The organism is Streptomyces sp. AK08-02 (assembly GCF_033795085.1).
In the GTDB taxonomy this organism is placed as follows: Bacteria; Actinomycetota; Actinomycetes; order Streptomycetales; family Streptomycetaceae; genus Streptomyces; species Streptomyces echiniscabiei.
In genome coordinates, this window is the sequence record NZ_JARAZV010000025.1 from 118237 (window position 1) to 139419 (window position 21183).

At 69.8% G+C, this 21183-nt stretch carries 14 protein-coding genes; 8 read left to right on the top strand and 6 right to left on the bottom strand.

The genetic code is table 11. The annotated features are described in order from the left end of the window. Positions 1–8: 8 nt before the first annotated feature. A complete protein-coding gene (locus PV734_RS40275; RefSeq protein WP_319092839.1) occupies positions 9–257 on the bottom strand; it encodes a hypothetical protein in 249 nt (82 codons plus the stop codon). 491 nt (positions 258–748) lie between these two features. Here PV734_RS40275 and PV734_RS40280 point away from each other — a divergent pair, with 491 nt between their 5' ends. Further along, positions 749–7087, top strand: a complete 6339-nt coding sequence (locus PV734_RS40280; protein WP_319294386.1) for a DNRLRE domain-containing protein — start codon at positions 749–751, stop codon at positions 7085–7087. 4 nt (positions 7088–7091) lie between these two features. Then, positions 7092–7316 (top strand): hypothetical protein, encoded by a 225-nt coding sequence (locus tag PV734_RS40285; protein WP_319092837.1) that lies wholly within the window; start codon positions 7092–7094, stop codon positions 7314–7316. 98 nt (positions 7317–7414) lie between these two features. Here the strand turns inward: PV734_RS40285 and PV734_RS40290 are convergent, their stop codons facing one another. Further along, a complete protein-coding gene (locus tag PV734_RS40290; protein WP_319294388.1) occupies positions 7415–9031 on the bottom strand; it encodes an ABC transporter permease in 1617 nt (538 codons plus the stop codon). Continuing rightward, complete coding sequence (locus PV734_RS40295) at positions 9028–9936, bottom strand: ABC transporter ATP-binding protein (RefSeq protein WP_319294390.1); 909 nt, start codon at positions 9934–9936, stop codon at positions 9028–9030. Before PV734_RS40295 ends, PV734_RS40290 begins: the two co-directional genes overlap by 4 nt. Before the next feature lie 73 nt (positions 9937–10009). Here PV734_RS40295 and PV734_RS40300 point away from each other — a divergent pair, with 73 nt between their 5' ends. The 3 genes from PV734_RS40300 (at position 10010) to PV734_RS40310 (ending at position 12473) form a co-directional block, all read left to right on the top strand. Continuing rightward, positions 10010–10516: a GbsR/MarR family transcriptional regulator gene (locus PV734_RS40300; RefSeq protein WP_319092834.1), complete on the top strand. Its 507-nt coding sequence runs from the start codon at positions 10010–10012 to the stop codon at positions 10514–10516. 239 nt (positions 10517–10755) lie between these two features. Then, positions 10756–11430: an RNA polymerase sigma factor gene (locus PV734_RS40305; RefSeq protein WP_319294392.1), complete on the top strand. Its 675-nt coding sequence runs from the start codon at positions 10756–10758 to the stop codon at positions 11428–11430. After that, entirely contained in the window at positions 11427–12473 is a 1047-nt protein-coding gene (locus PV734_RS40310; protein WP_319294394.1) for a CU044_5270 family protein, read from the top strand. Before PV734_RS40305 ends, PV734_RS40310 begins: the two co-directional genes overlap by 4 nt. A gap of 145 nt (positions 12474–12618) precedes the next feature. Here the strand turns inward: PV734_RS40310 and PV734_RS40315 are convergent, their stop codons facing one another. Next, complete coding sequence (locus PV734_RS40315; RefSeq protein ID WP_319294396.1) at positions 12619–14148, bottom strand: APC family permease; 1530 nt, start codon at positions 14146–14148, stop codon at positions 12619–12621. Positions 14149–14302: 154 nt separating this feature from the next. Between PV734_RS40315 and PV734_RS40320 the strand changes: the two genes are divergently transcribed. Next, on the top strand, positions 14303–15697 hold the full coding sequence (locus tag PV734_RS40320; RefSeq protein WP_319092830.1) for an ethanolamine ammonia-lyase subunit EutB: 1395 nt from the start codon (positions 14303–14305) through the stop codon (positions 15695–15697). Further along, positions 15694–16470 (top strand): ethanolamine ammonia-lyase subunit EutC, encoded by a 777-nt coding sequence (eutC, locus tag PV734_RS40325; RefSeq protein ID WP_319294398.1) that lies wholly within the window; start codon positions 15694–15696, stop codon positions 16468–16470. The genes PV734_RS40320 and eutC overlap by 4 nt, the downstream gene beginning before the upstream one ends. A 76-nt stretch (positions 16471–16546) precedes the next feature. Here the strand turns inward: eutC and PV734_RS40330 are convergent, their stop codons facing one another. Then, the gene (locus PV734_RS40330) at positions 16547–17437 is read right to left on the bottom strand and encodes a diacylglycerol kinase (RefSeq protein ID WP_319294400.1); all 891 of its coding nucleotides are present in this window, start codon (positions 17435–17437) and stop codon (positions 16547–16549) included. A gap of 195 nt (positions 17438–17632) precedes the next feature. Between PV734_RS40330 and PV734_RS40335 the strand changes: the two genes are divergently transcribed. After that, the gene (locus PV734_RS40335) at positions 17633–18916 is read left to right on the top strand and encodes an adenylosuccinate synthase (protein WP_319092827.1); all 1284 of its coding nucleotides are present in this window, start codon (positions 17633–17635) and stop codon (positions 18914–18916) included. 75 nt (positions 18917–18991) lie between these two features. Here the strand turns inward: PV734_RS40335 and PV734_RS40340 are convergent, their stop codons facing one another. Beyond that, positions 18992–20980: an Ig-like domain repeat protein gene (locus PV734_RS40340; protein ID WP_319092826.1), complete on the bottom strand. Its 1989-nt coding sequence runs from the start codon at positions 20978–20980 to the stop codon at positions 18992–18994. Positions 20981–21183 lie beyond the last annotated feature (203 nt).

Consider the following 21183-nt stretch of genomic DNA (forward strand, 5'->3'; position numbering starts at 1 on the left):
AGCCGACCTCAGAGCCGGGACCGGCGTCGGGACCTGCGCCGCGCCCCGAGTCCCTGCACGGCGGCCCAGCCGGCCAGGCCTGCGGCGATGCCGGCGAGGAACAGCAACGGCAGCTCGGCGTAGAAGACACTCCAGTCGGGGCCCTGCTCGAAGCGCCGGACCCGCCCCTGCGCCCGGACGACCCACACGGTCAGCCCGGCGCACACCCCGAGGGTGACGGTCAGACATCCCGCGGCGGCCTGTGCGCGTTGTCCCATGTCTGCGAGGGACGCGCCCGCGGGGGCAGCGGGTTCCCCGCCCGGCCCGCCCGGCCCGTCTGGGCGCCGTGCCCAAGTTGCCGTAGCTCGGATCGATTTGCTCGATCCATGTGGGCCGAACCCGTCCGGTTCTGACGCAGCGTGAGATTTGGTGTCTGGAAACCAGCTGTCCGTTTCTTGCCTGCTTAAGACCAATTTCCGTAAAGCGTCGATCAAGAATGAGCCGTTGGGGCTAGGGCGAAACGCCCTGGTTGACAGGGCGATAGTGGCTGGGATGTCGGTGAATGTCAGGTTTTGTTGGATGCCTGAAACGTTTTCATCTCCGTATCTCTGGATGGCTTCTTTTCGATGTCAATACCTGAACTTGACGATACGTACAGTCACCGCCCAGGTCCGTTGTGAGGGCGATGTAAAGATCTCCTGCTCCTGGCGCGTCGCATGCGTCGGGTACGGCACAAGCATCATCGGCAGAGAGATCGCGGGGGACATCCGTGCGCAGCAAGTCACGATCCGGCAGACCCAGCAGATGGGGCGGATTCGCGAGACCCGGTTCCAGCAGACGTGCGATAGGCATCCTGGCCGCCGCCGCCCTGGTCGCCGAGGCGGCGTTGACACTCTCGGGCAGCGGCACGGCCGTGGCCCTGCCGGGCAGCGGGACCGCGAAGGCCGGCGCCGCGACGTCCGCGTCCGCCGCGGCCGACCGGCCGGCGAAGGCGCGGTACGGCGCGGCAGAGGCGAAGGACGCCACCTCGGCCCAGCTGACGGCGCGGCTGCAGAACCGGAAGATCGAGGTCCTGTCGGAACGTACGACCGACTCGACGACGTACGCGCTGCCGGACGGCAGCATGCGGACCGAGGCCTACGCGGGCCCGATCCGTGTGCAGGAGGACGGCGCCTGGCACGACATCGACACCAGCCTCGCCGACACCGGAGCTGATCTGGAGCCGCAGGTGGCCGCCGCGGACATCGCGGTGTCGGACGGTGGGGACACCGACCTCGCGTCGGTCACCAAAGGTGGCAGATCCTTCGGCGTCGGCTGGACGGACAAGCTCCCCACCCCCACCGTGAAGGACGCGACCGCCTCGTACGACCTGGGCGAAGGTCAGACCCTGACAGCGACCGCCCTGGCGCAGGGCTTCTCGGAGAACGTCACGCTGGGCAGCCGGCCGTCCGACAGGTCGGTCAGCTACCGGATCCCGCTGCACCTCAAGGGCCTGACGCTGGCCCAGGCCGGCTCGGGACATCTGCTGCTGAAGGACTCCGGCGGCAAACTGGTGGCCGAGGCCCCCGCCCCGATGATGTGGGACTCCTCCAAGGACCCCGCCTCGGGCGAGTCCGCGCACCAGGAGCAGGTCACGACGAAGGTCGAGACGGCCGACGACGGCACGCAGACGCTCGTCCTGACCCCTGACGCCCACTTCCTCGACACGGCGACCTACCCCGTCACCGTCGACCCGACCACCACGCTCGCGGTGACGACCGACACCTGGGTGCAGACGCCGGACTACACGGACTCCCAGGTCTCGTCGCAGGAGCTCAAGTCGGGCACGTACGACAGCGGCAGTGATGTCGCCCGCGCCTATCTGAAGTTCGACGTGTCGAAGTTCGCCGGGACGGACATCACGTCGGCGACGATGAAGCTCTACAACTACTACTCGTCGACGTGTTCGACGTCCGGCGCCGCGACGCAGGCCCGCCGGATCACGTCCTCCTGGTCCTCGTCCTCGGTCACCTGGTCCGCACAGCCGACCACGACCACGACGGGCGTGGCGACCAACACCGGCCACTGGGGGTACTCCTCCTCCTGCCCGGCGGCGTGGTCGAGCTGGAACATGCAGCCCATCGTGCAGGCGTGGGCGGACGGCTCCGCCAACTACGGAGTCCAACTGCGCAGCGCCGACGAGACCGACCCGACGACCTGGCGCCGCTTCCGGTCGGCGAACTACACCACCTCCGGGTACGCCCCCCAGCTGGTCGTGACCTACAACTCGTACCCCACGAAGCCGACTTCGGCTGCCGTGTCGCCGTCCGCCGTCAACGCGTACAGCGGCAAGCGGTACGTGACGACCTACACGCCGACCCTGTCCGCGAAGGTCTCGGACGCCGACGGCTCCACGGTCAAGGCGCAGTTCGAGATCACCAACGACCCGGCCTACGCCGACACCACCTACTCGTACACCGCCACCTCGTCCTCCGTGTCGTCCGGCGGCACGGCCACGCTGACCATTCCGAGCGCGAGCCAACTGGCCGCCGCCCACCTGCGGTTGAGGGTGCGCGGCTACGACGGCACGGACTACGGTTCCTGGTCGTCGTACGTGTACTTCGTGCCGAACGTCGCCAAGCCCGCCGTACCCACCGTCTCCTGCGACGCGTACCCCTCCGGTGTCTGGACGGACAAGTCCGGCAGCGGCGCCACCTGCACGCTCGACACCTCCTCCAGCGACGGGCAGGGCTACGCGTGGGGACTGGACGACTCGGCCGTCCCGAACAAGGTGTTCGACACGGCCGACGGCAACGGCGGAGACCCGCTGACCGTCCACATCACCCCGGCCAATGGCTGGCACACCCTGTACGCCCGGACGATCGACTCGGGCGGCAACGTCTCCACCTCCACCACCTCCTACGCGTTCGGTGTGGGCAGGGCCGGTCTCGTCACCCCCGTCACCGGTGACACCACGGACGACGACGTGACCCTGTCGGCCACGCAGTCCGGGGCCTTCACCGGGGTGACGTACCAGTTCCGGATCGGTGACAGTGTCGGCTGGCAGCCGATCCCCGTCGCCGACGTGACCAAGGACGGATCGGCCGTGTCCTCCTGGCCGGTCTCCTTCGCCTCCTCCGCCAACCCCGCCGACCTCACCTGGGCGGCGACGAGCCAGCTCTCCGACGACGGCCCGGTGCAGGTGCGGGCGCTGTTCACGGACGGCACGAACACCTACGGCACCGACCCGGCCACGGTCACCATCGACCGCAAGGCCGACAACGCGCCCAGCAGCGCGGTCGGTCCGGGCTCCGTCAACCTGCTCACCGGCGACTTCGGCCTCGACGCGACGGACGTCGGCGCGTTCGGCGCGGCGATCACCCGTACCTTCTCCTCCCGCGATCCGCTGGCGGGGGCGGGCCAGAGCGGCCAGGTCGCCGTCTTCGGCCCCAACTGGACGTCGGGGATCACCGCGTCGACGTCCGACTGGACGTATGTGCGGCCGACGTCGACCACCTCGGTCGCCGTCATGGACGCCACCGGCGGCCAGACCGGCTTCACCTTGTCCTCGTCCGGTGCCTGGACCCCCGAGCCGGGCGCCGAGAACCTCACCCTGACCCTCGCCGGCGACACCTACACGCTGAAGGACACCGGAGGCAGCGTCACCACCTTCAGCAAGGTGGCGGGCACCGCGCCCACCTGGCAGGCGGCCACCTCGTACGCCGTGAGCAACTCCGGCGCGAACACCACGACCGTGGCGTCCCGCGCGGTCCATCTCGCCGACGGCGAGGTGCTCGCCGAGCCGCAGTACGTCATCGCGCCCACCAGCGCGGTGTCCGCCACGACCTGTGCGTCCGCCCCGTCCACGGCCGACTGCCGTGTCCTGGAGTTCGTCTACGCCGCCGGCACCACGGCCACGTCCTCGGCGCTCGGTGACTACGCGGGCCAGGTCAGCCAGATCAAGCTGTGGGCCACGGCCCCCGGTGGTTCGGCCGCGACCGCGACCCCCGTCGCCCAGTACGCCTACGACACCTCGGGCCGCCTCCGTGAGGCCTGGGACCCACGCCTGAGCACCCCGCTGAAGACGGCGTACACCTACGACAGCGCGGGCCGCGTGGCCACCGAGACCGATCCGGGCGAGCTGCCCTGGACGTTCACCTACGACAAGGTCGGCACCAACGGCGACGCGGGCGACGGCATGCTGCTGACCGCGTCCCGCCCGACCCTGAAGGCGGGCAGCGCCTCCATCACCGACGGCACCGCCACCACCAGCGTCGTCTACGACGTCCCGGTCTCCGGAACGTCCGCGCCGAACCAGCTCGCCCCGGCCACCACCGCCACCTGGGGCCAGCACGACAACCCCGTCTACGGCGCGGCGGTCTTCCCCGCCTCCGCCACCACGCCGTCCTCGCACGACGGCAGCACGCTCGGCTCCGGCGCCTACACCACGGCGACGATCTCCTACCTCGACTCCAACGGCCGAGAGGTCAACACCGCGGTGCCGGGCGGACATCTCGCGACCACGGAGTACGACAGCGACGGCGACGTCACCCGTGAACTGACCGCCGGAAACCGGGAGTTGGCCCTCGGCTCGACCACCAGCCGGGACCCGCTCCTCGCGGGTGCGATCGCGGGGGCCGGTAGCCCCGCCCAGGCTGCCGACCTGCTGTCCACCGTCTCCCAGTACACGACCGGCACCGGCGGCGCCACGCTGCTCTCGGACGTCTACGACCCCCTGCACACCGTCACGCTCCAGCACACCCTGCCCGGCGGTACCAGCGACGCCGACCTGGCCGCAGGAACCGAGGTGCCGGCCCGTGCGCACACGGCGTACGCCTACGACGAGGGCCGCCCGAGCGGCGCCACCGTCTCAGGCCTGCTGACGTCGACCATCGTGGGCGCGGCCGTCACCGGCTACCCGGCCGACGGCGACACGACCAAGGACACCAGCACCTACGACTGGACGACCGGCCTGCCACTGACCGGTGTCACGGACCCGTCCGGACTCGCCCTGACCACCGCCTACACCTACGACAGCGACGGCAACCTGCTCACCAGCACGGGCGCTGACAAGAACGCCACCACACGGACGGTCACCACCTACTGGTCCGCGACCGGCTCCGGCACCTGCCAGGGCCGCCCCGAGTGGGCCGGCCTCACCTGTCGTGTCGCCCCGGGCGCGGCCGTCACCGGCGGCGGCTCCAACCCGTCGGAGCTGGTCACCAAGGCCTACACGTACGACCGACTCGGCGAGCCCGACACCCTCACGGAGACCGCCAACGGCTCGACCCGCACCACCACCTTCAGCCGTGACGCGGCCGGCCGCGTCACGAAGAAGGTCATCAGCGGCGGCCAGGGCACCGGCACCCCCGACACCACGTACGCCTACGACCCGTCCACCGGTCTGCTCGCCACCCAGACCGCCAACTCCCAGACGATCACCCACGCCTACGACAGCCTCGGCCGCCAGATCTCCTACGCCGACGGCTCCGGCAACACCACGACGACGGCGTACGACAGCCTGAACCGCCCGGTGACCGTCACCGACTCCGTGCCGTCCACCACGACGTACACCTACGACAGCACGACGGGCTACCCGGCGAAGGTCACCGACTCGGCGGCGGGCACCTTCACGGCCACCGCCTACGACGCCGACGGCGACCTGACCGCCGAGACCCTGCCCGGCGGCTACACCCTGACCCAGACCTACGACACCATCGGCTCCCCGACCGGCCGCACCTACACCGACTCGGCCGGCACCACCGTCCTCGACGACCAGGCCGACTACACGATCCTGGGCATGGAGTCCGGCCACGCCGAGAACAACGGCGCGTCCACCAGCACCGCCTACACCTACGACGGGGCGGGCCGCCTGACCGAGGCGCAGGACGACACCGGTGCGACCTGCACCACCCGTGCCTACACCTTCGCGTCGGCCACCAGCTGGGACCGTACGAAGCTGACGACGGACACAAGCACGGCGGACTGCGCCGACACGACCACCACGACGACCACGACCGCGACCCACACCTACGACAGCGCGGACCGCGTCACGGACGCCGGCTACACGTACGACGCGTACGGCCGCACCCTGACCACCCCCGACGCGACACTCACCTACTACACCGACGACCTGGCCCGCAGCGAGGCGACCGGCACCGCCAAGCAGACCTGGACCCTGGACGCGGCGCACCGGCAGGCGGTCACCGCCAACGCCACCAGCACGGACGGCGGCACCACATGGACGAGCGGTACGACGGCGACCAACCACTACGCCGACGACACCGACAGCCCGGCCTGGACCGCCGACTCCTCCGGCACGGTCACCCGCTCGGTCCCGGACGTGGGTGGCGCCCTGGGCGCGACGACGTCCGCGACGGGAGCGGTCACCCTCCAACTGGCGGACCTGCACGGTGACACAGCGGTCACCCTGGCCACGGCGACGACCACGGCGACGGCCTACTCCTACGACGAGTACGGCAACACCACCGCGGCGATCCGCTACGGCTGGCAGGGCAGCTCCCGACGGGCCAGCGACACTCCCACCGGCCTGACCCTGATGGGCCTGCGCCTCTACAACCCCACGACGGGCCGTTTCCTCCAGACCGACCCGGTCACGGGCGGCAGCGCCACCTCGTACGACTACTGCAACGGCGACCCGGTCAACTGCCAGGACCTGAACGGCCAGTGCCCCTCCTGGAAGCACCCGGTCAAGAAGAGCCTGTGCAAGGCGGCCGTGTGGGCCACCGAATACGGCATCGAGGCGGTCGGCGAGGTCTTCTGCGGGGCCGTGGCCACCGTGGCCTTCGCCCTGTGCAGCGCGATGGTCACCGGCCTGTCGTCGGCGGTGTCGTACTACGTGGAAACACGCTGGGACGGCGGCTTCTCCTGGGGTGAGGCGATCAGTAACTTCGTCATCGCCGCCTTCGCCGGCGGAGTCCTCGGGGGCGCGACCATGAGGTTCCTGAAAACCAGTACCGGAAAGACGTTCCTGCGCAAGGCGAGGTCGTTCATCGCCAGGGCCGCGGAGAAGGTCGAGAACAAGGTTGCCGCCAAGGTCGGCCTCCACCTTCACCTCACGGGGCTGGTGACCAGAATCACCAACGTCATCAAATCAAGGCTGGGTTAGGACCATGGAAAACGAAGAGAAGAAGAAGCGCGGGTTCTCGCTGTCGCGATTCGCCCTCATGCTCCTCGCCATCGCCCTCGCGCACTTCCTGACCGCGGTCGGCTTCGGTCACTCCGTCGCTGACGCGCTCTGGACGCTGGCCGAGGACGCGGCCATGGTTCTCGTCGTCGTCGCGGTCGCCGCCTACATCAGAACCCGGATGAGACGAAGGGAAGCCGGGGAACGCTGATCCCTGACAGCTCGACAGCCCTGTCGTCAGAGAGGCCGATCACCGCGTACCCCGGCCGGGGTACGCGGTGATCGGCCTCTCTGGCCGCTTCGGGTGAGCTAGGTCGACAGGTCGCGGCGCCGCAGTCCGGCCGCCCCCGCCGCAACCAGTCCCGCCGCGAGTGCCGTGAGGAGCAGTACCGGGGTCCAGCTCATCTCCCCGCCCGGCAGCTTCGGCAGATGCCCGAACGGTGACAGGTCCAGCACCCCCTGCGGTACGTCCAGCGCCGGTCCGATCCACCCCACCAGCAGGACGAACCCGGCAACTCCCCAGGCCGCGACGGACAGTTGGGGCCAGACCCCGTACAGCAGGACCGCCAGTCCGCCGACCACCCACACCGCCGGGACCTGCGCCAGGCTCGCCGCGAGGATCGGGCCCGCTTCCTCCCCGTAGCCGAGTGCCAGGCCGAGGCCGCTCAGGAGCAGGATCAGTACCGCGCCGCCGAAGGCGATCACCAGGTGGCCCCCGGCCCAGCGCAGCCGGCTCACCGCGTTCGCGAGGAGGGGTTCCGCTCGCTGGGAGGTCTCCTCCGTGTGCGGCCGGAGTACCGACGAGACGATGTACAGCGCCGCCACCATGCCGAACATGCCGGCCATCGTGGCGAGGAACGCGTCCTCGATGCCCGACTGGCCGCCCATCCGCTCGACGATCTCCCGGGTCCTGGCGTTGTCGCCGACCAGGTCGGCCGCGCCCTTCGTCAGCCCGCCGAAGGCGACCCCGGCCGTGAGGAACCCGATGCTCCAGCCGACGACACCGCCCCGTTGCAGCCGCCAGGCCAGCGCGCCCGCCGTGCCCAGGCGGCCCGTCGCCGGTCCCGGCCGGGTCGGGAAGAAACTCATGCCGACGTCCCGGCGGCCCGCCAACTCGTAGGCCAGCCAGCCCTGTAGCGCGGTCGCGGCCACGAACAGGCCCAGCACCCACCAGCGTTCGTCCGCGAAGGGCCGTACGTTCTCCAGCCAGCCGATCGGCGAGGCCCAAGTCAGCGGCGACGAGGCGTCGTTCGTCGCCGAGTCGCCCGCCGCGCGCAGCACGAACGCCACGCCGAGCAGGCCGCCCGTCAGGCCCTTCGCCAGCCGCGCGCTCTCCGTGAACTGCGCGACGATCGCCGCGAGGGTGGCGAACACCGCTCCCACGCCTGCGATGCCCAGGCCCAGCGCCAGTGCCCCCGGCGCACCCCGGCCGGCCAGGCCGCCCGCGATCAGCAGCGCGAGGACGGCGTCGGCGACCAGGGCGGTGAGCAGGGCCGCAGTCAGCGGGGCCCGGCGGCCCACCATCGCCGACGAGATCAGTTCCTGGCGTCCGCTCTCCTCCTCGTCACGGGTGTGCCGCACGACGACGAGCAGGCTCATGATGCCGGCGAGGATCGCCGCGTAGCCGCCGATGCGCCAGGCGGTGAGGCCGCCGATCGAGTCGCTGAACACCGGGCCGTACGTGGCCCGCAGTGAGCTGTTGGCGAGCATCTGGCGGGCGATGTCCGCGCGTTCGGCGGGGGTGGAGTAGACGCTCTCCAGGGAGCCCGGGAGGGAGAGGACCATGAGGGCCGTCACCGCGACCCACACCGGGATCATCACCCGGTCGCGCCGCAGGTTGAACCTCAACAGGGTTGCGGTACCGGCGAGTTGACGTGCGCCGCCGCCGGTCCTCCGGCCCGCCAGGGCCGATGTGACGGCGGTCATCGGGTCACCGCTTCGTCCTGGTAGTGACGCAGGAACAACTCCTCCAGCGTCGGTGGCGTCGACCTCAGGGACCGTACGCCCGACTCCGTGAGCGAACGCAGTACCGCGTCCAACTTGTCGGTGTCCACCTGCAGTTGCACTCGCTGCCCCTGTACGTCGAGGTCGTGGACGCCGGGGAGACCCGCCAACCCGTTGGGCGTGCCGGCCAGTTCCGCCGTGATGCTCGTCCTCGTGAGGTGACGCAGGTCGGCGAGCGAGCCGCTCTCCACGGTCCGGCCCTTGCGGATGATGCTGACCCGGTCGCACAACTCCTCGACCTCGCTGAGGATGTGGGAGGAGAGCAGAACCGTACGGCCACTGTCCCGGACCTCCTCCACGCAGCTCTGGAAGACCTCCTCCATCAACGGGTCCAGTCCTGAGGTCGGTTCGTCGAGGATGAGCAGGTCGACGTCCGATGCGAACGCGGCGACCAGCGCCACCTTCTGGCGGTTGCCCTTCGAGTACGTGCGGCCCTTCTTGGTCGGGTCCAGCTCGAACCGGTCGATCAGGTCGGCCCGGCGGCCCTTGTCGAGTGCGCCGCCGCGCAGCCTGCCGTACAGGTCGATCACCTCGCCGCCGGAGAGGTTGCGCCACAGGGTGACGTCACCGGGGACGTACGCGATCCGGCGGTGCACCTCCACCGCGTCCGCCCACGGGTCCCGGTCCAGGATCCGCGCGGTGCCCGAGTCGGCGCGCAGCAGGCCGAGCAGGACACGGATCGCCGTGGACTTTCCGGCGCCGTTCGGCCCGAGGAAGCCGTGCACCTCGCCGGTCTCGACGGTCAGGTCGAGACCGTCCAGGGCGTGAGTCCTGCCGAACGACTTGTGGAGTCCGGAAACCTCGATGGCGGGTCTGGCCTTCGTCATGTTTCCGAACGTACGCTTACTTCAGAAATTTGTGAAGTTAAGGAAGCGTATGAATGACGGTTACGCTTTGCGTATGACGGAACCCGGTGCAACAGGGAGTGGGCGGGACCCCGAGGCGGTGTCCCGGTTCGTCGAGAGCTTCGCCGCCCAGCTCGTCGAGGCCGGCATGCAGCGCATGGCCGCCCGCGTCTTCGCCGCGCTGCTCGCCTCCGACGCCGGCGCCCTGACCTCGGCCGAACTCGGCGAACAGCTCCAGGTCAGCCCGGCCGCCGTCTCCGGCGCGGTGCGCTACCTCTCCCAGGTGCACATGGTCTCGCGGGAGCGCGAACCCGGCTCGCGGCGTGAGCGGTACCGGGTGCACAGCGACCAGTGGTACGAGGCGATCACCAACCGCGACGCCGTCCTCAAGCGCTGGGGTCAGACCCTGCGCGTGGGCGTCGACAGCCTCGGCGTCGAGAGTCCCGGCGGTCAGCGCATCGCCGAGACGCTCGCCTTCTTCGAGTACCTGGAGGGCGAGCTGACCAAGCTGATGGATCGGTGGCGCGAGGAGCGGGCGAGGACCTTCGGGCAGGGTTCCTGACGGCACGCTGTCCCGCGCCTGTCGCTGAGTCGTTCCCGCGGCTGACCACCCCTTACGCGCGGTTCACTACCAGGCTCAACCACGCGCTGGAGCGCATCGGGGCCCCGGGCTCGTCACTGGCGAATGGTCCGAGAAGCCGGAATGGTTGCAGCGGTCCGGTGATGTGCACTGCGGGGTTGGTCCGTCATGGTGTGACGCGGATCACCGCAGCGCGGTCCTCGCGGCGGACAGGGAGGAGTGTGGAGATTACACTGCGGGCCCGCGTGCGAGCCGGGGATCCGGATGCGTTCAGGCAACTCTTCGACGAGCACGCGTCGGTGGTCCACCGGCACGCCGTCCGGATGACCGGCAACTGGGTCATGGCCGACGACATCGTGTCGCTGACCTTCCTGGAGGCATGGCGGCTGCGTGAGCGGGTGCTTCCAGGTGACGACAGCCTGCGCCCGTGGCTGCTGGGGATCGCGACGAACGTCACACGCAACACCGCGCGGGCGGCGCGAAGACACCAGGCCGCGCTCATCAGAGTGCCGCCCCCCGATCCCGTGCCGGACTTCGCCGACGAGGTGACACAGCGCCTGGCCGACACCGAGGAACTGGCCGCCGCGCAGAAGGCATTGAGCACGATGCGCCGCGGGGAGCGCGAGGTGTTCACGCTCTGCGTGTGGGAGGGCCTGGACGCCGCCACAGCGGCCGAGGCCCTGGGCGTGGCCGTCGGCACCGTACGGGCCCGGCTCTCGCGCGCGAGGAAACGCCTGCGCAAGCTCACTGAGCTCGAACTCGACGGCGGCACAGGCGGCGACAACGGCGCGGAGGACGCCATCGGACAGAGCCGAGTGCAACGCCCGGCAACGGTCGGACAGTTACCGGTGAGCCGCCATCAGGCGGCTCGGTCCACGCAGGAGAAGAAGCGATGAACACCAACCCACGACGACGCGATCAGCCGGTCGACTACCAGGATCTGGCCGAGTTGCTGCCCGCGCCGGGCCGTCCGGTGCTCGCGCAGGACCGCCACCGCGTACTGAGGGAACACCTGATGGAGCAGATCACTCACGAGACCACCCACGAGCAGTCGGGTGCGACGAACCCATCACCGAGCGCATCACCTGTGCCCCCCGCACGCCGACACCCCGGGCGGCGCCTCGTTCTCGTCGCGGCCCCGCTGGCACTGGCCGCCGTCGTCAGCCTGGGCGTGGTGGCGGTCGACGGCGCACAGGACGGCCGGCGCGACACAGCTGCCGCAGGTGTCACCGCGGACGACCACCGGAAAGCCACGCAGCTGCTGGACCGGATCGCCCTGGCGGCGGCCGACCGCCCGGCGGTCCCGGTACGCGGCGACCAGTACATCTACACCAAGTCCCAAGGGCCGGCAGGTGAGTTGGGCGTTGACTTCCGCGATTTCGAAGAGCTCGCGAAGCGCAAGGGGACCTTCGAGGTGGAGGAGTACAAGGGGTCCGTCCGACGAGAGCAATGGGATTCGGTAGACGGCAAGCGGGACGGTTTGAGGAAGGGCGTCGCGCTCAACGACCCGTCCAAGAAGATGGTCATGGACATGAGAGGTGTCGGATACCTGACCTTCCGGCAGCTTCAGGCTCTGCCCACCGATCCCGACGCGCTGCTGAAGCAGCTCTCCGGCGATGCGAAGAACGTGGAAGCGAGCCGCCTCACGGAAGTGGTCGTCGAGAACCTCGGGGCCATCATCGACGACGCCACTCTGCTGCCCGACCTCAGCGCCGCGATCTACCGCGCCATCGCCAAGCTCCCCGACGTGCGCGTCGTGAGCCATGTCAAGGACGCCGCGGGGCGGGAGGGCGTCGGCCTTACGTTCCAGGGCTCCTCAAAGGGCTACGCCTGGGTCTTCGACTCGTCGAGTCTCGTCTACCTTGGAACAACCAAGAGCGCACTCCTGGGAATTGGCGTCGCGGACAAAACGGGTGAGGTGCCGGTCAGCTCACCCTGAGTCGGCCTCGGTACCGCCGCGCGGCCAGAAGGGCGTCCGCTCCGGCGGACGCCCTTCTGGAGTTCCGGCGGTACCGAAGGTGCTGCGTCGGCCCCGGCCGAGGGGCGTGTTCAACTCACGTGCTCAACTCCCGTACCGCTGACGGCTAACGCTCCTTCGTCTCCTCCAGCACCGTCCGACCCAGCAGCGCGTACCGCTCGGGGGCGCGGTACTTCAGGTAGGTGGCGTAGCCGATGCCGACCGCCGCGATCAGGGCGACCAGCCATGGTGTCGACCTGAGTACCAGTGAGCCCGACTCCGTGCCCGCCGCCACGCCCATGTTGGACACCAGCAGCACCACCACCGCCAGCATCGCCACGCCGCCGATGAGCGGGGCCGTGAACGTCCGGAACCAGTGGCGGCTCTCCGGGTGGTTCTTGCGGAAGTAGGCCAGGACCGCGAAGGAGCACACGGCCTGGACGACGAGGATCGCCATCGTGCCGAGGATGGCCAGCAGGACGTACGTACCGCTGTACGGGTCCTTGTGCGCGGCCCAGAAGCCGAGCAGCAGAAGGGCGCTGATGATCGTCTGGACCAGGCCGGCGACGTGCGGGGAACCGTGGGAGGCGTGGGTGCGGCCGATGGTGCGCTTGAGGGAGGGGAGTACGCCTTCGCGGCCCAGGGCGTACATGTAGCGGGCGGCGCAGTTGTGGAAGGCCATGCCGCAGGCCAGCGAGCCGGTGATCATCAGCCACTGCATGACGACGACGGCCCAGTGGCCGACGTACTGCTCGGTGGGGTTGAAGAACAGGGCGAGGGGGTTCGAGGAGGAGGCCGCCTTGACCGCCGCCGCCTCGCCGTTGCCCGTGATGGCCATCCAGGAGACGAAGACGTAGAAGACGCCGACACCCAGGACACTGATCATCGTCGCCTTGGGGATGATCTTCTTCGGGTCGCGGGACTCCTCGCCGTACATCGCCGTCGACTCGAAGCCGACCCATGACCAGAAGGCGAAGAAGAGGCCGAGGCCGGCGCTGGTGCCCTGGAAGGCGTTGACCGGATTGACCGGGCCGAAGGTGAAGCCGTTCGGGCCGCCGCCGTGCAGGGCGACCGAGATGGCCATCGCGGCGAGGATCGTCACCTCGGTGCCGAGGAGGACCACCAGCAGCTTCTCGGCCACCGACACCCCGAACCAGGTACCCGTGGCATTGATCGCGAGCATGATGATCGCGAACACCCACCAGGGGACGTGGACGCCCGTCTGGTCCTTCACGGTCTCGGTGGCGAAGGTCGAGAAGATGCCGATCAGCGCGGGCTCGAAGACCACGTACGCGAAGGTGGCGAGCAGTCCGGAGGCGAGGCCGACGGTGCGGCCGAGGCCGTACGAGATGAAGCCGTAGAAGGCGCCGGTGGACGTGATGTGCTTCGCCATGGAGGTGAAGCCGACGGCAAAGATTGCCAGGACGACCATTGCGACCAGATAGCTCGCGGGGGCGCCGATGCCGTTCCCCGACGACACCATGAAGGGCACGTTGCCCGTCATCGCGGTGATCGGCGCGGCGGTGGCGACGGCCATGAAGACCACGCCCAGCAACCCGATCGCGTTCGGCTTCAGCCGGTGAACCGTGCCTTCCTCGCCGGGACTTGCGCCCGTACTCATGCCTTCCGCCGGGGCTACGCCCTCGTCCACTGCCATCGGGTGGCCCCTTCCTGGTTGCCCTGCCGCACACTGCCAACGGGGTGGAACTCTGTAGCCCGAATGAGTCGGTAAAGGGTGTCGGGGCGTTAAATGTTTGTCAACCAGACCTTTAGAAATCTGGCGGCAACACGTGGCTCGTACCGTCACCGGCATGAGCACGTACACCTCCTCACTCGGCGGCCACCGCTATCGCTTCGACTCCCTCGCGCGCCTGCTCGCCGCCGCGAGCCCCGAGCGTTCCGGCGACCGGCTGGCCGGCCTCGCCGCGGACTCCGCGCAGCAACGGGTAGCGGCGCGCTGGGCGCTGGCGGAGGTGCCGCTGGCCCGGTTCCTGGCCGAGCCGGTGGTCCCGTACGAGGACGACGACGTGACCCGGCTGATCATCGACACCCACGACCCGGCCGCCTTCGCGCCGGTGGCCGCGCTGACGGTGGGCGGATTCCGGGAGTGGCTGCTGTCGGAGGCGGCGGACGCCCGGACGCTGGCCGCCGTGTCGCCGGGGCTGACGCCGGAGATGGTGGCGGCGGTGTCCAAGCTGATGGGGAACGCCGACCTGGTCGCCGTGGCGCGGAAGGTGAGCGTCGTGACCGCCTTCCGGTCGACCATCGGGCTGCCGGGACGGCTGGCCACCCGCCTCCAGCCCAACCACCCCACCGACGACCCGGCGGGCGTCGCGGCGGCCCTGCTCGACGGACTGCTGCTCGGCTCGGGCGACGCGGTCATCGGCATCAACCCGGCGACGGACAGCCCGAGGGCGGTGAGGGATCTGCTGGAGTTGTTGGACGGGGTCATCCAGCGGTACGCCATCCCCACGCAGTCGTGCGTGCTCTGCCATGTCACGACGAGCGTCGACCTGATGGAGCGCGGAGCCCCGGTCGACCTGGTCTTCCAGTCCATCGCGGGTACGCAGGCCGCGAACGCCTCCTTCGGGGTGACCCTGGGCCTGCTGGACGAGGCGTACGCGGCGGCGGGGGAGCTGAACCGGGGGACGGTCGGCCGCAACGCCCTGTACTTCGAGACCGGGCAGGGCAGCGCGCTGTCCGCCGACGCGCATCACGGGGTGGACCAGCAGACGGTGGAGGCACGGGCGTACGCGGTGGCCCGGCGCTACGACCCGCTGCTCGTGAACACGGTCGTCGGCTTCATCGGCCCGGAGTACCTCTACGACGGCCGCCAGATCCTCCGCGCCGCCCTGGAGGACCACTTCTGCGGCAAGCTGCTCGGCCTGCCCATGGGCCTGGACATCTGCTACACGAACCACGCGGACGCCGATGACGACGACGTGGCGACGATGCTCACCATGCTCGGGGTCGCGGGCGCGTCCTTCGTGATCTGCACACCGGGCGGCGACGACATCATGCTCAACTACCAATCCGCCTCGTACCACGACGCGTTGTACCTCCGTGAAGTCCTCGGACTGCGCCCGGCACCGGAGTTCGAGGCATGGCTCGACGGCATCGGCCTGCTGGACGAGCGAGGAGCGATCCGGGACGTCTCCGGTACGGCACATCCGCTGACGGCGATAGGAAAGGAACTGGCGGCATGACGGATCGTCAACTTGCTTCAGTGGCCGATGACTTCACCATGTGGGCGGCGCTGCGGCGGCACACGCAGGCCAGGATCGGCCTCGGCCGCGCGGGCTCGGCCCTGCCCACCCGCCACCGCCTGGAACTGCAGGCCGCGCACGCCGCCGCCCGGGACGCGGTGCACTCGCCCTTCGAGCCGGAGATCGTCGCGGCCGGCCTGGCGGGCGAACCGACGGTACGCGTACGCAGCGCCGCCGGTGACCGGCTGACCTACCTCCAGCGCCCCGACCTGGGGCGCCGCCTCGACGACATCGACCGCGCGCACCTCCCCGGCGGTGACTGGGACCTGGTGTTCGTCGTGGCCGACGGGCTGTCCAGCCGGGCGGTGCACGAGCACGCGGCGCCGATGGTGCGGGCGACGACGGCACTGTTGCCCCCGGGGTGGCGGGTGGCGCCGGTGATCCTGGCCGAGCAGGCGCGGGTTGCCCTCGGCGATGACGTGGCCCATGCGATGGGTGCCGCGATGGTGGTCGTGCTGATCGGCGAACGGCCGGGTATGTCGGCGGCGGACTCGCTCGGCGCCTACCTGACGTACGCCCCGCGCCCGGGTGCGACCACGGACGCGGACCGCAACTGCCTGTCCAACATCAGGCCGCCGTTGGGGCTGACCTACGAGACGGCGGCATCGAAACTGGCGGCGCTGATGGGAAGGGCGAGGGAGCTGGGGCTGACGGGGGTGGGGCTGAAGGACGAGCTGGATTCGCCCCCGCCGCCCCTACCCGTCCCGTCCTGAACCTGGGGGCTGCGCCCCCAGACCCCCCATCGGCCCTGAAGGGGCCTCGTCCTCAAACGCCGGACGGGCTGAATACTCACCCCGGCAGCGTCAACCCCCACGCCCCCTCCCGCACCACCCACGTCCGCCGCCGCACAGGCCCGCTCACCAGCCCCGCGTCCGCCCGGTAGCGGAAGTCCGCCCCCGACACCGTCACCCGTGACCCCACCGCGCCCAGCGGAGACGCCTCCGCGCCCACCGACACCGGACGCACCTCCACCCGTGCGCCGCCGGATCTTCCCGGGGTCAGGGTCACCGCCTCCACCGGCTGGTCCAGGTCCACGAGGGTCACCCCGTCCACCTCGACGCGCAGCCGCGAGGGCCCGAGGCTGCCCGGTACCGGGGCCGTCCGGGGACCCCGCGCCCCTCGGACCGGCCGGGTCGCCAGGGTTCGTACCAGGGACTGGCAGGTCCGCAGCCAGGGATGGGACGCGGCCCCGGCGACCTCCTCGTCCGCCGGCCCACCGGCGGCGTCGGCCGGCCCCCGCAGCGCCGGAATACGCACCGCGCCCACCACCACACCGTCGCTGTCGTCGACGAGAAGGTCCAGTCGGCGTTCGACGCCCTCCAGGACGGTCCGTGCCGCCGCCACCGCGCCTGTGGGCACACCCAGCGAACGGGCCAGGGACAGGGCGCCGAGCGCGCCCACCGGGACGACGGACAGCGCGCATCCGGCCAGTTCCCGCTGCCGGTGCAGCAGGGCCACCGTACGCAGCAGGGCGCGGTCGTCGCCGATCACCACCGGCCTGCGGGACCCCCTCCTGGCCAGTGCCCGAGCGAATTCCTCGGGACTTTCCGGGAGGCACACCTTTGTCCTCGCACCCGCGCTGAGCACGTCTTTCGCGATTCGTACAGACTCGCCGTCCGTCCGCCGGGCGACCGGGTCGATGACCACGAAAAGCTGGTCGGAAGTCGCCACCTCGGTCATGCCTCGCTTCCTCGGGTAGCATCTTTGTGCAAGAGCCCCTTGCGCTATTGCGCCAGGGGCTTGGTCTATTCCGGGGCATCCGGGTCCGACGGGTTGCGACCGACGAGGGTCGCCGGTGTACGAGGCATGAGCCGTGAGCTCTGACGCGTACACCCCTGGCCTTGGACATGCCCCGCCCGGAAGGGGTGTACGCGCGTGCCCGCACTTGTGCTGCTCGGTGCTCAGTGGGGTGACGAAGGTAAGGGAAAGGCCACGGACCTGCTTGGCGGGTCTGTGGACTATGTGGTGCGCTACCAGGGCGGCAACAACGCCGGCCACACGGTAGTCGTGGGCGATCAGAAGTACGCCCTGCACCTCCTCCCTTCCGGAATCCTCACACCTGAATGCACACCCGTCATCGGCAACGGCGTCGTCGTCGACCCGTCGGTCCTGTTCTCCGAGCTGAACGGGCTGAACGAGCGAGGCGTCGACACGTCCAAGCTCCTGATCAGCGGTAACGCTCACATCATCACCCCGTACAACGTGACCGTCGACAAGGTGACGGAACGCTTCCTCGGGAAGCGGAAGATCGGGACCACGGGGCGTGGCATCGGTCCGACGTACGCCGACAAGATCAACCGGGTCGGCATCCGCGTCCAGGACCTCTACGACGAGTCGATCCTCACCCAGAAGGTCGAGGCGGCGCTGGACGGCAAGAACCAGCTCCTCACCAAGGTCTTCAACCGGCGGGCGATCGAGGTGGAGCAGATCGTCGAGGAGCTGCTGACCTACGCGGACCGGCTCAAGCCGTACGTCGCCGACACCGTCCTGGTCCTCAACCAGGCCCTCGACGACAACAAGGTGGTCCTCTTCGAGGGCGGCCAGGGCACGCTCCTGGACATCGACCACGGGACCTATCCCTTCGTCACGTCCTCCAACCCCACCGCCGGTGGCGCGTGCACGGGCGCGGGTGTCGGCCCCACGAAGATCAGCCGGGTCATCGGCATCCTCAAGGCCTACACGACCCGCGTCGGCGCCGGCCCCTTCCCGACCGAGCTCTTCGACGAGGACGGTGCCGCGCTGCGCCGTATCGGCGGCGAGCGGGGCGTCACCACCGGCCGTGACCGGCGCTGCGGCTGGTTCGACGCGGTCATCGCCCGTTACGCGACCCGCGTCAACGGCCTGACCGACTTCTTCCTCACCAAGCTCGACGTCCTCACCGGCTGGGAGGAGATCCCGGTCTGCGTGGCGTACGAGATCGACGGCAAGCGCGTCGAGGAACTCCCGTACTCCCAGACCGACTTCCACCACGCGAAGCCGATCTACGAGACCCTCCCCGGCTGGTCGGAGGACATCACGAAGGCCAAGTCGTTCTCGGACCTCCCGAAGAACGCCCAGGCGTACGTGAAGGCGCTGGAGGAGATGTCCGGCGCGCCGATCTCGGCGATCGGTGTCGGGCCGGGACGCACGGAGACGATCGAGATCAACTCGTTCATCTGACAGAGAGAACCAGAGGTGGGGCGCCCCGTACACGGGGCGCCCCACCTCTGTCGCGTCAGCGCGCGGCCGGTTCGCTCACGTCGTGAAGATGAAGTACTTCCACGCCCCGTGCGTGGTCGCGTTCACGTTGTCGCCCGACACGCCGTCGAGGTACGACGAGCGGAGGCGGAAGCGGTAGCCGACGTCGTGCGTGCCGCCCAGTTCCACGCGGGAGATGCCGGCCGAGTCCAGGGTGAAGTCCTTCGAGCCGCCGCTGAACCAGGTGCCCTCGTAGAAGTACTCGATCTGGAGGCGCTGCTGGCGGTGCGGGTAGGCCGTCATGGACGTCGTGAACAGCGGGGTCGTGGCCTGGTGGAAGTAGGCGTACGTCTGGCCGTACACGTTCTTGTTCTGGTACTGACGGCTGATCGACGTCGACACCTTGACCCTGGTGTAGACCGTGCTGGCGACCGTCTTGGGCGCGTAGCGCGCGTCGCCCGTGAACCGTGCCGTCAGGCGGGTGTCGCGGGTGAGCTTGTACGTGGTCGAGAAGTCGCCGTTCCTGTTGACCGTGCCGGTCTTGACCAGCTTGTTCGGCCGGTCGGAGCCGGACGGGTCGGCCCAGATCTCGACCTTGCGGTTCTTGTACGTCCTGCCGAGGTGCGCCGTGAACTTGACGCTCTTCGCGTAGTCGTACGTCTTCGCGTTGTTGGAGAGACGGATCGAGGTCGCCGCGCGCGAGACGTCGACCGAGTCCGAGCCGGAGGACGCCAGGTGGTCGGCGTCGCCCGCGTACGACAGCACGTACGTCACCTTGCCGCCGGCCGGCGGGCTGTTGGTGAAGGAGAACGTGCCGTTCGCCGCGACCGTCGCCGTGCCGATCTTCCGGCCGCTCGGGGCGTCCAGGTCCTTGCGGGTGATCGTCACCTTGCTGCCCGCCGGGAGGGTCACCTTGCTGGTGACCTTGCCGTTGACCGTCAGCTTCTTCGCTCGGTCGGACTTCACCGGAGCCGTGACGGAGACGCTGGTGACGGCTTTGGTCGGGTCGTTCAGGACACGCAGCTCGTACGTGCCGTTCAGGGCCGTGATCGCGAACAGGCGGGACCTGTCCGGGGCCCAGCCGAGGCCCGCCGTGGCGAGGGCGCCCGTGCCGGTGCCGTTGATGAAGTCGTAGTCCCGGACGGAGGCCGTGCGGTTCGGCTTGTAGATGTGCAGACCCTGGCCGAAGTTCGTGTCGTTGCCCGCGGCCACCGTGCCGTCGGGGGCGACGGCCACCGCGTTCGCCGACCCCGGAGAGCCGGCGTACTTGCCGTCCGCCGTGAGGTCGGAGGTCTTGAACACCACGGGGTCGGACGGGTCCTGGGCGGCGGCGACGATTCGCGCGCCGTCCGCCGTGACCGCGAGGTCGCGCAGTTCGCTGCCCGCGACGGTCTTGCGCGCGGTGGCGGTCGCGGTGCCCGAGGAGACGTCGTACACACCCAGTTCGGACCAGGCCAGGCCCGGGAGGCCCGCGACCAGGCTGCCGGAGCCCGGCGCCGCGTCCAGCAGGGGAGAGGCGCTCCACGGCTTGGCCGCGTCGGCCTCCAGCGTGACCTTGTGCTCCGGGCCGGTCAGGTCGACCGAGCCGATGTTGCCGGTGCCGGCGGCGCCGTAGCCGAACCAGAGCTTGCCGCCTGCGAGGGCCACGGAGCGCGGGTTGACGTCACCCGTGGCGTACCGGGCGGACTCCTTGGCCGTGACCGTGTCGATGGCGAAGATCGCGTCGCCGGTGTCGCCGACGCCGTCGGGCACCGCCGCGTAGACCGTGCGGGAGTCGGGCGAGAGCTCCAGGCCCGTGACGCCGCGCAGACCGGACACCTCGGCGACGAAGTTGCCCCGGTAGTCGGTGATGACGACCCGGTCGCTCACCGGATCGCTGACGAAGACCCGCTGGTGGACACCGTCCACGACGATGTCACCGAACGAGACGATGCCCAGGTCCCGCTGGTCGTCCGCCACGGCGTTGCTCGCCACGCCGGTCGTGAGCGCGACTGAACCGAAAGTGAGTGCGACCGCGAGTGCGGTCGACAGAGAGCGTCTGTGCACGATTACTTCGAACCCCCCGGTACGAAAGTGCCCTGAAGCGGGGCCACTTGGCCTCTGATCGGCCTCTGTGTGGAGACGGTGAAGAGCAGCGTAGGTTACCCCACTGACACAAGGTGCACGGGGGGTTAACTGGACGGGTGGGATCCCCTCCTTTCGCTCGAATTGACCGGGACATGGCCTGTCATGGCCTGTTCTTGGTTCCT